Raw genomic sequence first — 14064 nt, 5'->3', positions numbered from 1 at the left:
GTTGCTGGTTATTCTATACAAGCATCATAACTGGGAGCGATCGCGTTAAATTGTGGAGGTCTAAAGATGCGATCGCGTTTAGCATAGTTCAAGATCCTGCTGGAACTGGCGAAGTAATGTTTTGTAACTTACAGATTGCTTTCAGAACTTGCAGCAACTTGATTGAAGGTTCAGAGTCAATCAAGTTCAGTGCTGGCAATAGTTGATAAGTTGGGGAAGTTCCTTGCTGGAGATACGCAAAACGATAATCCATTCCATTCGTTGTCAGTCCCCAAACTGATTGTTGCTGTTCTAGACTTTTATAGGCATAAGCGAGCAATTGAGGTAAACCCTCCAATGCGTTAACACTACTGTTTTTAGCTTCAATCACTAAAATCCAGAAAAGTGTATTTGTTGTTATTGCTTGAGTTTTATTGACTGCTAAGATATCCATCCGTCCTTTGATGATGGTTTCTTCATCTTCGATGGAAATATCAGCAATACCCTCTTCTAACGTTATCTTAATGCTTGGCTGATAAAATCCAGCCAACCACATCAACCGAGCGACGAATAAAAATTTAACTTGCCCCTCCGAAATTTTTCCTTCTGCGTAGTAATCGCGGAATAGATTGCGGATTTGTAGAAGATCCTGCTGTTCAAATTCGGTTAAAGGTTCCAGTGTGAGTAATGATGTAATTGAGGCATTAAAATGCTCCTCAATTTTTAAAAGACGATGAACATCTCTCAATGTTAGATTTTTTGCATCTAGATTAGTAGCCATCGATTTATTGTTTATTTTTAATAAGGATTATAGGCATTATTATAAATTGGTTACAGGTAAAGTGATCGCGCTCAGTTGAAGAGGATATGAAGATGCGTAGGACGCAGTTTGCGGTGAAGCCGCGCTCTCACTTCTTACAACTATGGTTATTCTGAGGCATATAGTAATCCTAAATAATTCGTGAAGGCAAGATACCCGACTTTTTCAAAAATTCGGGTATATAAACTGTTGGCATCTTTCTACTTAAATAAAATTGCTATAGACAGTTACATTTTGGCAAAGTGTTCTCTTAGCAAGTCGTGAATGAAGCGATAGCGTCCACCGACTTGTTTAATCAACCTACGCTCATTTGCATAGCTGAGAAAACGAGCATAGTTCCAGGGAATCGCCCCACTCTTCCACAAGATTAAGCGTGACACAAAGTGTTGAATGACAGGTAAACCAGCAGAGAAAATGCTCCATGTTAATACTATACCAATCCCATGAATTACCAAATTTATAGGCTCAACGAACTGCCTTTTAGCTAGCAGCAATACTGCCTCAATTAGCATCACAAAAGGCAAAGTAATTAAAATAAAAATTACAGAGGTTATAAATAAATTTTTAGTCTTTTTATTGGATTTTGTTTGATTTTTTGCATCTTTTTCAAATAGCCAAAAAATAAGTTTTTGATCCAAAACATTTATATCTATATAATTATCAAGTAAATAAACAACTAGTAAAGAGATAAGTATGCTAATCATCTCCAATCTAAACACACTAAATAGCCCAACAATAAGCAGTACACTAACTAACTTTTGTTTATGGTTATCTAAGAAATTTTGCTGTGTTTCTTCAATAATAAACTCTGTCTGCTTCTGCTCTTTTAGGTTTTTAGCCAGCCAAATTAACCAGCGTTTACTGTCCTCTGGTTCATATCCTTGACAGTCGTGAGGCAGTTCTAAGCGGCGTTTAATGTAAGCATCAAACAAGTCTTTGCGGCATTTCTCCTGGTATGCTTCGAGTTCAGCCGGAGAATTGAAGCGTTTAGCTTTGCTTTCTAAACCATTTGGATAAGCTACCGGAATGAGATGCAAAAATAGCGGCATTTTTGCCAACGCTAGCAAACCATCTGGGTCATTCTGGATACCATGCCAGAGATGTCCGCAGTGCAACCGTTGCAGATAGCCTTGAATCTGCTTTTCTTCGAGTGGCTTCAGACAAACTGCTCCCCGTAGCGTCAAAATTTCTTTGCCTGTTTTATACTCTTCCTCACGACAACAGACCACAATCTGAGAAAGACCAGAATTTGCTTGCAGAAATTTATTAATTCTTTCAATACATTTTTCCTGGCGAGTTTTCAATTCATCCAAACCATCCAACAATGGCAATAATTTACCTGTTTCTAACCACTCACGAGAAATTGTTTCTGGGATATTATTGCGAAACTTGAGATCGGCAACCAGCCAGTCAGCAATAGGTTGCTTATCATCTTTCCAGCTAGAAAGTTCAAATATTACCGGAATAGGCTTTTCTGGCTGTTGTTGAGCAACTAAAATCAACTCTTGCGCTAGTTCCAGCAGCATCGTAGTTTTGCCCGATCCGGGCGCACCTAAAATTAGCAATCTGCCAGCTTGCCCAAAGACATCTATAATCTTTTTGCCCGGTTCGGACTTAGCGGTTACTCGTGTAAATTTCCGTAGCTTCTCCCACCAATCAGGAGACGGTTTAGCATTCACCGTTACTTCTGGAGGTCGTCCTACCTCTTCCCGTTGGTCTTCCATCAGTAGCGAAATCAACAGATCGTCATGCAGAGAGTCTTTCCTCCGCACTGTTACATCAGTTCGCATTATTTCCAGCAATTCCTGCCGCCGTCGCTGTGAAATTGCCTCTGGAGTGCTGCTAGGAGTTTCAGCGTTATTACCTTGCCGACTTCTGAGCAAATACAGCGTCGTTGGCACCGCAAAGACGTAGCCAAAGCCCAAAGTCCAGCAAACCTTCTGAATCCAATCAGCGTTTTGCTCTGCCTGTGCCGTAGTGATGAACCCGCCGCCGATGAGGGCTAGCACTCCGCACAACACTCCTAATCCAAAGATGAAGCACTTGCCGCGTAAGGAATTCTGTTTATCAAATGCACTAGGCAGAAGTCCTCCAATAACGGCAAGTAATCCCAGCAGCAATAAAAGCAGTAGCCGAAGCAAGTCAGGAGTTGTCATATTTAGAGATAACCAGGATTAGATGCCAAGCGATCGCAAGCTTAATCTGGGCATAATCGCACTATACTCACACAAATAAATTCGTCGCTATTCTATCCCTCTCCTCCTCTGCGTCCTCTGCGGTTCGATCATCTTTCATCGACCGATATCCCCGTGCTAACCTGTTGAGAATCATTACACTGATACACTTGTACCTACCCGAACAGCCTAATTGACCAGCACCTATGGTCTATGTCAAGCGAGTGGAACTCAGTAACTTCAAATCCTTCGGTGGCACCACCTCAATTCCGTTGCTGCCGGGGTTTACCGTGGTTTCTGGCCCCAATGGTTCGGGGAAGTCGAATATTCTCGATGCGCTGCTGTTTTGCCTCGGACTTGCCAGTTCCAAGGGAATGCGGGCGGAACGCTTGCCGGATTTGGTGAATCACAACCAAACCCATCGCGGCACGGTAGAAACCAGCGTGACAGTGACGTTTGATTTGTCTGATGTACCGGATGCTTTCGCAGATGAGGAGGAGGAAACGCACAATGGGCAAGGAGAAAATCCTGACGATCCCACCCTGGAAAAAGTGGGTGACGATCCCCCCCTACCCCCCCTTAAAAAGAGGGAGAGAATTGATAACTCAGAATGGAGTGTGACGCGGAAACTGCGAGTCACTCAGCAAGGCACGTACACGTCGAATTACTACATCAACGGTGCATCCTGCAACCTCACCGAACTCCACGAACAAATGAACCGCCTGCGGATTTATCCAGAAGGCTACAACGTCGTGTTGCAAGGAGATGTCACTGGGATTATTTCGATGAACCCGCGAGAACGGCGGGAAATAATTGATGAATTGGCTGGAGTGGCGACCTTTGACCGGAAAATTGTGCAGGCGAAGAACACGCTAGATTCTGTTAAAGAGCGGGAAGATAGCTGTCGCATCGTCGAGGCGGAACTGGTTGCCCAACGCGATCGCTTATCTCAAGATCGCATCAAAGCTGAAAAATACCAAAAACTTCGCGCCGAACTTCAGCAGAAAGAACAGTGGGAAGTCGTTCTAAAATGGCGCAGTCTTCAACAACAAGAGCAACGCCTCAAAGAGCAAATTGCCGCAGGCGATCGCACTTCCGTTGAGTTAACCACCCAACTGACTGCCCTCTACGCTCAAATCCAGCAAGCAACGGCAGAACTCGACCAACTGAATACCCAAGTGAAAGCGCTGGGGGAAGAAGAACTCCTGGCTTTGCAATCGGTTCTCGCCACTCAGGAAGCGGAACGGCGTGCGGCTCAACGCCAGCAGCGCGAGTTAGAAACAGCACTTGGGACGACGACAGCGAATATAGAACACGAGGAGCGAAGTCTTCAACAACACCAGCAAACGCTGCAACAGCTGACTGAGGAGAAACACGATGTAGAGACGCGATCGCTCTTTTCTCTACGTGCCGCACGGGATGAAGCGCAACAAGTTTTAGAGCAAAGACGGGAATCCGCCAGCGCGATCGCTGCCGCCTCGGAAGCTTGGGTGCAGCAACAAACCGCCCTAAATCGCCAAATCGAAACTTTACTGCAAACGGTCGAACCGCAACGAACCGAGCAAGCGCAACTGAGAGAGCGTTATGCCAACTTGGGGCGGCAAATCGAGGAGCAAAACCAGCTTTTAAAAACAATTGAGCCAGAAATAACCACAAAACAGTCTCGATTAGCTGATTTTGAAATACAACTCAATGATTATGCCCAAGAAATCCAATCCTTAGCGAAATCTCTGGCAGCCGCCGAACACGAGTTACAAATCCAGCAAGAAACTCAGAAGCGACTGCTACAAGAGCAACGGGACAAACAGCGCCAACTCGATAAACTTGAAGCGCAAGCCCAAGCCGAGCAAGAAGCGCAAGGCACTTTCGCTACCAAAGTGATTCTGCAATCAGGATTACCCGGCGTTTGTGGCTTAGTTGCCCAGCTAGGGCGCGTGGAACCCCGCTATCAGCTGGCGCTGGAAACCGCCGCTGGTGGGCGTCTGGGAAATCTTGTAGTAGAAGATGATGGCGTGGCAGCAGCGGGAATCGAACTGCTGAAACAAAAACGGGCAGGGCGGATCACGTTCTTACCTCTGAATAAAATTCAGCCGCCGCGATTTTCCCAAACCGTCGCCCTGAGTTATGCGAATGGATTTATTGACTATGCGGTGAATTTGATTGATTGTGAGGCGCGGTATCGGGATATCTTCGCCTACGTCTTCGGCAGCACCGTTGTCTTTGAAACGCTCAGTGATGCGCGTCGTCACTTGGGGCAGCACCGGATTGTCACCGTTGATGGAGAACTGTTGGAAAGCAGCGGGGCGATGACGGGTGGCAGTAGCAATCAACGTTCTGGGCTGCATTTTGGGACGGCTGACGCGGCAGAATCAGCGGAAGCAGCGGCGTTGAGAAATCGCTTGCAAGAAATTGAGCGAATTTTAGATCGCTGTGGTGAAATTATCAGTTCTTTGACTGCAAAAACCAAGCATCTGAGTCAAGAATTGACGGAGGCGAAGGCGAAGCGGCGGGAACAAGAACTGCAATGCCAACAGTTGCAAAAGGAAATTAAGAACTTAATTGCACAAACAGAACAAGCGCGATCGCTTCTTTCTAAAAATACCCAAGAATTCCACACTGCTGAATCTCGCTTAGCCTCTCTGGATACGGAATTACCCGCGCAGGAAGCGCAACTGCAACAATTGCGGCAAGCTTTAGCGGAATTAGAACAATCTCAAACTTCAAGCGAATGGCAACAAATTCAGGCGACGATTAAAACCGGCGAACAACAGCTGCAAGAACGGGAAAAAGCGCTTCGTACTGCTGAGCAAAGATTAAAAGATTTGGAAAATCAGCAACAGCGATCGCAAGAAAAAATCCAAGAATGTCAGCAGCGCTTGCAAGAATATCGCACGCAACAGGTAGAACAACAAAATCAGCTAACAGCCCTCAACACTAAAGCCGAAGAACTTAGCACGCAAATTGCCCAAACCCAAGCCGGATTAAAACAGCAAGAAGAGAAATTAGGGGAAATTAAACAACAACGCGATCGCGCCGAACAAGAATTGCGATCGCGTCATCTTTCCCAACAGCAGCTGGAATGGCAACTGCAAAAACTCCAAGAAACCCAACAACAGCACCGGGAAGCCTTAGCCACCGTACAACCGCAGCTAGAAGCACAACAGGCAGAATTACCCGATCCGCTGCCAGAAGTGCCCATGCTTGTCAATCCGGGTTCTACTGAGACGGAAGCGATCGCCTTTGACTCCTTAATCGCTCAACTCGAACAATTGCAAAAAGAAATGCGAGCGATCGCCAAACGCCTGCAAGCAATGGAACCCGTCAATATGCTGGCGTTAGAAGAATACGAACGTACCACCACCCGATTAGAGGAGCTCACTCAGAAATTAGCAACATTAGAAGCAGAACGCACCGAATTGTTATTGCGAATTGAAAATTTCACCACTCTCCGACGCCGCGCCTTCCAAGAAGCCTTCGACGCAGTCAATCAAAACTTTCAGTCAATATTTGCCGAACTTTCCGATGGCGATGGCTACTTACAACTCGACGATTCTGAAGATCCTTTCGTTGGAGGTTTAAACCTCGTTGCACACCCCAAAGGCAAACCCGTACAGCGGCTTGCTTCCATGTCCGGCGGCGAAAAATCCCTCACCGCCCTGAGTTTCATCTTTGCCCTGCAACGCTACCGTCCCTCGCCATTCTATGCTTTTGATGAAGTCGATATGTTTTTGGATGGGGCAAACGTAGAGCGATTAGCTAGAATGATTAAACAACAAGCGATGCAGGCGCAGTTTATTGTTGTGAGTCTCCGACGCCCTATGATTGAGTCATCTGAACGCACGATCGGCGTCACTCAGGCGCGAGGAGCTTACACCCAAGTTTTGGGACTAAAATTGCAGTCTCAAAAAGAGTCTGTATGATTTGAATTAGTATTAGTAACTAATAGGATTCGAGATCGGGATTCGGCCTCCAATGACATCTGAACAAATCCGTCAACGCTCCGACATTTTAAATACCCAAGTCATCACCCGCGACACTGGTAAGCGCGTGGGTGTTGTCAAGGAGCTATTGGTAGACATCGATCAGCGCAAGGTTGTGGCGCTCGGTTTGCGAGACAATCTGCTCTCGATTGCGGGAATGCCCCGGTATATGCTCCTTGATAGCATCCGTCAGATGGGCGATGTGATCTTGGTTGAAGATGACGACGTTATTGAAGATATCGACGTTGATGCCTACAGCACCCTGATCAACAGCGAAGTGATTACGGAAACGGGCGAACTTCTAGGGAGAGTCCGGAGTTTCAAGTTCGATCCTGACAGTGGCAAAGTTTACTCATTGATCGTGGCATCTTTGGGGCTGCCACAAATTCCCGACCAGGTGATTAGCACCTATGAGTTGCCGATTGAGGAAATTGTCAGCAGTGGCCCGAATCGATTAATTGTATTTGAAGGCTCCGAAGAGCGTCTCGTTCAGCTAACGGTGGGCGTTTTAGAGCGTCTGGGCATTGGCAGAGCGCCTTGGGAACGGGAAGACGAGGAAGCTTACTTCCAGCCGACGGTTGCATCGGACAAGCAGCTGGGAACTGGCATCCCCATTCGCACTCCGACCGTCACGCCACTCCGCACTTCCACCCCAGTCGTTGACAACCGCTGGGATGAGGACGAGTGGGACGAACCAGAACCAGAGCCAGTTCGGAAGCGCCAAGCCGAATCCATTTATTACGAAGAAGACGACGAAGAGGATAACTGGAGCGAGGCGACAACCGAAACGCGGGGCGTTCGCTATGAAGATCGACCCTACGTGGAATCTGAGCCATACGACGACGAAGAGGACTACGAAGAAGACGCATACGAGGAGAAAGATGTTTGGGAAGATGCTGAGGAGCCAGAGCCTTACAAAGCACCCCGCCTAAACATTCCTGAAAAAACCAAAGCGCCGGAGTACGAAGACGGCACCTATTAAGGTGAACCCCACTCCAGACCCTCCCCGTGAATGTTGAACCCCACCCCAGCCCCTCCCCGTAAACGGGGAGGGGTTCAATATTCTCCCCTCTCCGTTCACGGAGAGGGTTTGGGGGTGAGGTTCCAAGTGTATGCACTAAGAGAGTCAATCTTCAGTCCCACCGGATGCTTCTAACTTGCTTTAGAAGCATCTGGTGGGATTTTCATTCAGGAAAATTGCACGGCGCAATGTCTCCCAGCACCTTTACTTTCTTCGCCGCCAGACAAGCCAAGCGATTCCCAGCCCGAGAATGACGAATAAAGCGATCGCGCTAGGAAATGCCAAGCTATTCGCGCTAGCCGAGCGATTGGCGGGAACTGGCTCCTGGCTAGATGGCTGGCTAGATTGACTGGCTTTTGGCACCGCCGTCCCGGCTGCTACGGTAACGGGAAATTTTAGCTCAAACGGCTGGAAATTCGCTCCCGATGCAGGTGTGCCACTGAGTTGCACCTGATAAGTCCCCGGCTTGGGGAAAACAATCTCGGCACCCGGAATGCCTTGATACCCTTCTGCGGAAATGGCTTTTAGCGGGGGCGACAAGATGGGCGAGGCGTTTTGGGTGCGGGGTTCAGAGTAGACAGTTAACTGACAATTACACTGCTGCAAGGGGATGACTTGACCGCCTTTGCGAGTAAGTGCAAACCAGGTAAGAGAAGGTTCTCCAGCTTTGGGGTTGTCATTGGGTTCAATGTGCAGGGTACCGCCGACATCTTCTGCAATCTGTACCTTATGGGCAGTCGCGGGTGTAACCAGTAGTGTCAGGAAGAACACCGTTTCACCTATTGTCTGCAACAAATATCCGCGATTCCCCCAACCCTTCTGATTAAGATACGGTTGGTCAATTTGTAAAGAGCTTTTACCGAGACTGGGAAGGAGGGACATATAACTTTTCAAGTGAAAAAAGTGACCAAATCCAGCGAACTCGCACCAGCAATACAGCCAACGCCACCATTCCCAGTAAGACTACCCGCAGCTGATTCGCCCAAGTCCCCCCTAAAGTACCGAGATAATGGGAACCGATTAGCACCGCATGAATTACACACAGGAGAAACGCTGGAATGCTCAGTAGATGAATCTGTCGCCAGCGTTTGCCTAAAGATTTCTGTATCCGGTCAAAACTGGTTAGTGCCGCGGGAGTCATCAACGCCAAAGCGATCGCTCCCGCGCCCACTCCCCATTGATGCACCGGCAGCATAAAAAACACCGCGTTGAAATTCCAGTTCAGCGTATGCTCTACCATGTGAAAAATGTGAGCAAGGGACAGCACATAACCTCCCACTCCCAAGGCGCGGCGGTAATGTAACAATTGTGCCCAGAAGCGGCTAACCGGACGGGCAATCAGAGTCAGCATCAAACAAAGTAACGCCGCGTGTCCCGTGTAATCTACCATTGTGTCGCCGGTTCGCATCAGGGTGAGGATACCAATCGTCAGCGTCACCCAACCGCCCAACCGAAACAACTGGCTGCGTTTGTCAGCACTTAATTTAGATGCCGACACTCCGACGCCCAGCATCATCGGTAGCGTTCCCAGCCCAAAAGCGAGCATAGTTGCTGCCCCCATCCAGAGACTGCCCGTTTCCGCTGCCTTGAGTTGAGCTGCATACAAGAATCCGCAGGGAATTAAGCCCCAAACCAGCCCCAATAAAGCCGGTGTTAAGGAAAGGCGATTTTGGCGATCGCTTGTAGATACCCCTCCGGGCGGCGGCTGGCTCGATTTCAGTGACAGCTTGACCATTGCGGCGTTCAGACGATTGTGCCAGATGCCTTGCTTGAGGGGATGTAAAATCGGGAGCCGAGGCAGGAAATCTGGTTTAATCTGTGCCAAGCCAAACCAGATCAGCATCAGTCCGGTCAAAATAGCGATCGCGCGGCGCAAGTCACTTCCGATTCCAGCGAATTGTCCTCCGGCAATTAATAGAGAACCCAGCGCCCCAAGTCCAATACCCGTGAGGGTATAACTAACAATCCGCCCCAAATTTAATAGCCCGTGAAAATACAGTTGCTGCTGCCAGCGGGGAGCGGTATTTTGCTGATGGGAAAGGGAAAACGCTACGGTGAGAGGGCCACACATTCCTACACAGTGACCAAAACTCCCCAAAAATCCCAAAGCCATGACTAGCAACAAATCCAACATTATGTTTGTTTCTTAGGAACCTCCCCAGCGGCTTGTTCGGTCGAAAGCTGGAATAGACCCAACTCCCTCAGTCGTTATTCTAGGTCTGGAAGGGGGGCGGCGATAAACAAACGGTAATTTTAGGTAGAAACATGAGGAAATGGATAGTCTCGGTGTTAGCACTGGTCGCGATCGCAGTCGCTGTCAGCAGCCATGAATTTTTCCAGCAGCGATCGCAACCAGTTATTGAAAGCCGGGTAGAAAGCACTCCAGCACCTCCAGTACAGCATTTCGATGTAGCAGTGGCGTCTGAGAAACCCGTCAATGCCCCGAATGTAGACCCGAAGCGGCTGATGGCGCACGTCAACGCATTAAACTTTCAGCGCTACACCCAGACAGAACGCGATCGCACTCGCAAATACCTCACCCAATCCCTCAAAAAATCGGGCTGGTCGCCCAAACTACAACCTTTCGAGGGCGGCGTCAATGTCGTTGCGACTCGCAAAGGCACCGATAAGAAAGCCGGAACCGTTCTCATCGCAGCTCATTACGACACCGTTTCCGGTTCTCCTGGTGCTGATGACAATGGCAGTGGCGTTGCCGTAATTCTGGAAATGGCTCGTCTCTTCAGTTCTCTCCCCACTCCCCAGACATTACAATTAGCATTCTTTGACCAAGAAGAATTGGGACTCCGGGGCAGTCTTGCCTTTGCCGCAAAGCAGACAAATTTAGATAACCTGCGCGGCGTCATCGTCATGGATATGGTGGGCTATGCTTGCTACACCCCAGGCTGCCAGAAATTTCCCCCTGGTTTGCCCATCACTCCACCCAGCGATAAAGGCGACTTTCTAGCGGTCGTTGGGGACACCGAACACTTGCCACTGCTAGACGCTTTTAAAAAGTCCGCTCAACCCGGTTTACCCCTGGTTCTCACCGTACCCGTGCCTTTAAAAGGTCTCATGACCCCCGATGTGTTGCGTAGCGATCATGCGCCGTTCTGGTATCGGGGAGTGGGTGCAGTGCTGTTGACCGATACAGCGAATCTGCGGACTCCCCACTATCATCAGCCCAGCGATACGCCGACCAATTTAGATCGACCCTTCTTCCAAGGAGCCGCCCAGCTCGTTGCGAACGCGATCGCTCGGCTTTTGGAAAGCGATCGCCTGGAATCGGAGCCATCCACCTCCTCACCATCTGCTGGCAGCAATTTCGGGCAATAACGGCTGGCATTGCCCAAAAATAGTTGACGTTTTTTATATCCTATGCTAAAGAGCAATGCTTTAATCAGCTTCTCGGTGATACTCTAGGGAAACACCCAACTTTTCCCTAGTTTTTCACTTTTTCAGTGAAGCTCCTATGAGAATTCTGCTAGTGGAAGATGAGCAATACCTTGCTAAAACCCTGAACCAAGCGCTCGTTGACCAAAATTATGTAGTTGATTTTTCCCCTGATGGTCAAGCCGGATGGGAGCAATCGCAAACCTTTCCCTACGACTTGATTATCTTGAATTTGTGCTTGCCGAACTTGAACGGTATCGACTTTTGCCGACAATTGCGGTGCATGGGCGATCGCACTCCTGTCCTCATCGTGGCTACTCAGGATAGCGCTGCTCAGAAGGTAATGGTATTAGATGCAGGCGCAGATGATTATGTTGTTTACCCTTTTGACAAGCAAGAGTTACTTGCTCGCATCCGTGCTTTACTGCGTCGGGGTAGTTTGACGGTACCACCCATCCTTAACTGGGAAGGCTTGTGCTGTAACACGATTACCTGTGAAGTCACCTATGGCGGTCATCCTCTGGAATTGACGGCAAAAGAGTATCGCTTAATCGAGCTGTTCGTGCGAAATGGTCGCCGGGTGTGGAGTCGGAGTGCGATTCTCGACCGCCTTTGGCCCACTGAAGAAATCCCGCAAGAAGAAACAATCAAGACCCACATCAAGCGTTTACGGCAGAAATTGCAAGCGATTGGTGCCCCGAGTGATTTGATTGAAACTGTTTATGGTTTGGGCTATCGCTTGAAACAAGAGTCTCAGGTTTAAGTAGCGTTCAGTGAAACGAGGGCGATCGCTTCATCGGAAGGGAAGTCCCCCAAACTATCGATTGAATCTTACCCTGACCTCAGATTTTCACTTTTTGGCACTAACGTCATAGTTGGCACTAATGTCATAGATCGTAGATAAGTTAAAAAAATCGAAGTTCGTTACAGCCATACAGCCATAAATCTTCTAGCTGTAATGCAACTTTTACTCTGCTAGTGTCGTTTTTGTTTACACCTAAAACAAATGAATTTCACACATAGTAGCGATACAGATAACTCTCTTAATCAATCAGAAGCCAGTGAAAGACAACAACAAGCGAGGATAAGGAGCCAAAAAAACTTGATTACATGTCAAAATAACCATGAAAAGCGACAAAAAGCACTAACTGAGCAACAAAAGCTCCTAATCACTCAGCGAAATAGCCTAAGAAAACTAAGAAAAGAGCGAGAAAAACTGATAAGGCTATTGGCTTCTGCCAAAACGGTAATGGACTCAGAGGGTTCGGCTTTGCAGTCGGTGTTGAAGTGGGGAGACTTACACTTCAATCCAGCTACCCATGAAGCTACCTATGCCGGTCAACCTCTGAATTTAACTGCAAAAGAGTGTTGCTTACTAGAACTGTTCTTGAAAAAGGGTAGCTGCATATTAAAGCGAGATGAGATTCTCCAACGCCTTTGGCAGCCTGAAGAAATGCCTCATGAAGAGACCATCAAGGCTCACATTAAGCATTTACGGCGGAAACTGCAAGCAGTGGGCGCACCCGCTGATTTAATTGAAACCGTTTATGGCGTAGGTTATCGTCTCCAAAACAGCCCGCCCCGACCTTAAGCATGGTTACGCTGACAAAATCTAACTTTCCTTCTTCCCGACTTCTTCACTTTTAGGCGTTAACTTTTAGATAAAGCGTTTGAATAGAAAAGAAAAATGCCTTCTTGTCCTTGCTGTTCCCAGCCCTTAGTCCGCCATGCTGCTTTGGGGAAAGTTTACTGGTTTTGTAGCTATTGTTACCAGGAAATGCCAAATTTAATCACTCTTGTCAAAGCTAAACCAGGGTTTCACATAGACCGTTAGATGGGAAGAAGCTTAAACAACCAACATTGAGCGAACGATCTCAAAAAATCATCTGCGATACTGCTTCTTCATTTATCTAATTGGTTAATATTAAGATATTTTTCACAGCAGTTTATTCAGGGCAACAGATTCTGTTGAACAATACAAAATGAGTCAAAAAGAAGAAATTTATTTACTTGATGAAGCAACTCTGAATGCTCTTACAGTCTATTGGCAGAAAAATTGTATAAAAGAAGAAGACATCGATAAATACGGGTTCTTGGTATCCATGAGAGATGCTTACAAACTTGCTTCAAGATTTACTGAAGGAACCCCCTATCGAGATAGATGGTTTTGGATGCTGCATGAATTTATGCAAGATGAGTATAACAAAATGACTGTTGCTCAGTTTAATCTTGATGGGATAAGCACCCAGTTAAGGCAGGATTTTACCCGACAGCCTTTTCGCATTACCCCTATCCTGTAAAGAAAAGACATTACAAATTACCGATTCCCTGCTTTATAAATTAGCAACCGAATTGGTATGAGTTTTCGGCAAAGCCAGATTCATTCATCATCAGCCTTACAGAAGTAGGATAGTTATGACTCAGATACTTGATTCTCTTCCTCCAAATTCGTCTGATAGAATTCTCTGCTGTTATATCAATTCCACCAGCCAAATTCAGATCGCTCGGATTGCGAATATCCCAAATTGGTACTTTGAGCGGATTGTTTTTCCAAAAGAACGTTTTTTCTTTGAAGCGTTACCGGATGCTCAGCTAGAAATTCATACGGGTATGATATTCGATGCAAGTCTAGCGGATACAATCCCTTGCAATCAGCTATATATTCAAGAATTGACAGCTGAACTCGTTTAATTGCTACAG

11 protein-coding genes are annotated in these 14064 nt (G+C 47.3%); 7 read left to right on the top strand and 4 right to left on the bottom strand.

The features are described from left to right. Positions 1 to 88: 88 nt before the first annotated feature. Entirely contained in the window at positions 89 to 760 is a 672-nt protein-coding gene (locus NC994_RS04010; protein ID WP_190434393.1) for a restriction endonuclease subunit R, read from the bottom strand. 266 nt (positions 761 to 1026) lie between these two features. Next, positions 1027 to 2955: an NACHT domain-containing protein gene (locus tag NC994_RS04005; RefSeq protein WP_190434391.1), complete on the bottom strand. Its 1929-nt coding sequence runs from the start codon at positions 2953 to 2955 to the stop codon at positions 1027 to 1029. Between the two features lie 224 nt (positions 2956 to 3179). On the opposite strand from NC994_RS04005, the gene smc reads away from it, so the two are divergent. Next, positions 3180 to 6893 (top strand): chromosome segregation protein SMC, encoded by a 3714-nt coding sequence (gene smc / locus NC994_RS04000; protein WP_190434390.1) that lies wholly within the window; start codon positions 3180 to 3182, stop codon positions 6891 to 6893. Positions 6894 to 6945: 52 nt separating this feature from the next. Further along, positions 6946 to 7935: a PRC-barrel domain-containing protein gene (locus NC994_RS03995; RefSeq protein ID WP_190434388.1), complete on the top strand. Its 990-nt coding sequence runs from the start codon at positions 6946 to 6948 to the stop codon at positions 7933 to 7935. A 243-nt stretch (positions 7936 to 8178) separates the two neighbouring features. On the opposite strand, the gene NC994_RS03990 is transcribed toward NC994_RS03995, so the two are convergent. Next, positions 8179 to 8856 carry a hypothetical protein gene (locus NC994_RS03990; protein WP_199299555.1) on the bottom strand — a complete coding sequence of 226 codons (678 nt, stop codon included), beginning with the start codon at positions 8854 to 8856 and terminating at the stop codon, positions 8179 to 8181. Continuing rightward, a complete protein-coding gene (locus tag NC994_RS03985; protein WP_190434386.1) occupies positions 8831 to 10108 on the bottom strand; it encodes a sulfite exporter TauE/SafE family protein in 1278 nt (425 codons plus the stop codon). The genes NC994_RS03990 and NC994_RS03985 overlap by 26 nt, the downstream gene beginning before the upstream one ends. A gap of 131 nt (positions 10109 to 10239) precedes the next feature. Here NC994_RS03985 and NC994_RS03980 point away from each other — a divergent pair, with 131 nt between their 5' ends. The 5 genes from NC994_RS03980 to NC994_RS03960 all read left to right on the top strand — a co-directional run bounded on the left by NC994_RS03980 (position 10240) and on the right by NC994_RS03960 (position 14055). Beyond that, positions 10240 to 11307, top strand: a complete 1068-nt coding sequence (locus NC994_RS03980; protein WP_190434384.1) for a M28 family peptidase — start codon at positions 10240 to 10242, stop codon at positions 11305 to 11307. A 136-nt stretch (positions 11308 to 11443) separates the two neighbouring features. After that, complete coding sequence (locus NC994_RS03975; RefSeq protein ID WP_190434382.1) at positions 11444 to 12127, top strand: response regulator transcription factor; 684 nt, start codon at positions 11444 to 11446, stop codon at positions 12125 to 12127. A gap of 486 nt (positions 12128 to 12613) precedes the next feature. Next, positions 12614 to 12955 (top strand): winged helix-turn-helix domain-containing protein, encoded by a 342-nt coding sequence (locus tag NC994_RS03970; RefSeq protein ID WP_199299554.1) that lies wholly within the window; start codon positions 12614 to 12616, stop codon positions 12953 to 12955. A gap of 391 nt (positions 12956 to 13346) precedes the next feature. Beyond that, positions 13347 to 13664, top strand: a complete 318-nt coding sequence (locus NC994_RS03965; RefSeq protein ID WP_190412306.1) for a hypothetical protein — start codon at positions 13347 to 13349, stop codon at positions 13662 to 13664. A 115-nt stretch (positions 13665 to 13779) separates the two neighbouring features. Further along, entirely contained in the window at positions 13780 to 14055 is a 276-nt protein-coding gene (locus NC994_RS03960) for a DUF1830 domain-containing protein (protein WP_190412307.1), read from the top strand. The last annotated feature ends 9 nt before the right edge of the window (positions 14056 to 14064 follow it).

The organism is Trichocoleus sp. AS-A1 (genome assembly GCF_039962015.1).
GTDB lineage: Bacteria > Cyanobacteriota > Cyanobacteriia > Cyanobacteriales > FACHB-T130 > FACHB-T130.
Note: the sequence above shows the minus strand (reverse complement) of the source record. Positions and strands in the feature narration are given on the sequence as shown.

Excerpts from the sequence above, each read along its gene's own strand:
- NC994_RS04010 (WP_190434393.1), bottom strand. The coding sequence starts at position 760 with ATGGCTACTAATCTAGATGCAAAAAATCTAACATTGAGAGATGTTCAT.
- NC994_RS04005 (WP_190434391.1), bottom strand. The coding sequence starts at position 2,955 with ATGACAACTCCTGACTTGCTTCGGCTACTGCTTTTATTGCTGCTGGGA.
- smc (WP_190434390.1), top strand. The coding sequence starts at position 3,180 with ATGGTCTATGTCAAGCGAGTGGAACTCAGTAACTTCAAATCCTTCGGT.
- NC994_RS03995 (WP_190434388.1), top strand. The coding sequence starts at position 6,946 with ATGACATCTGAACAAATCCGTCAACGCTCCGACATTTTAAATACCCAA.
- NC994_RS03990 (WP_199299555.1), bottom strand. The coding sequence starts at position 8,856 with ATGTCCCTCCTTCCCAGTCTCGGTAAAAGCTCTTTACAAATTGACCAA.
- NC994_RS03985 (WP_190434386.1), bottom strand. The coding sequence starts at position 10,108 with ATGTTGGATTTGTTGCTAGTCATGGCTTTGGGATTTTTGGGGAGTTTT.
- NC994_RS03980 (WP_190434384.1), top strand. The coding sequence starts at position 10,240 with ATGAGGAAATGGATAGTCTCGGTGTTAGCACTGGTCGCGATCGCAGTC.
- NC994_RS03975 (WP_190434382.1), top strand. The coding sequence starts at position 11,444 with ATGAGAATTCTGCTAGTGGAAGATGAGCAATACCTTGCTAAAACCCTG.
- NC994_RS03970 (WP_199299554.1), top strand. The coding sequence starts at position 12,614 with ATGGACTCAGAGGGTTCGGCTTTGCAGTCGGTGTTGAAGTGGGGAGAC.
- NC994_RS03965 (WP_190412306.1), top strand. The coding sequence starts at position 13,347 with ATGAGTCAAAAAGAAGAAATTTATTTACTTGATGAAGCAACTCTGAAT.
- NC994_RS03960 (WP_190412307.1), top strand. The coding sequence starts at position 13,780 with ATGACTCAGATACTTGATTCTCTTCCTCCAAATTCGTCTGATAGAATT.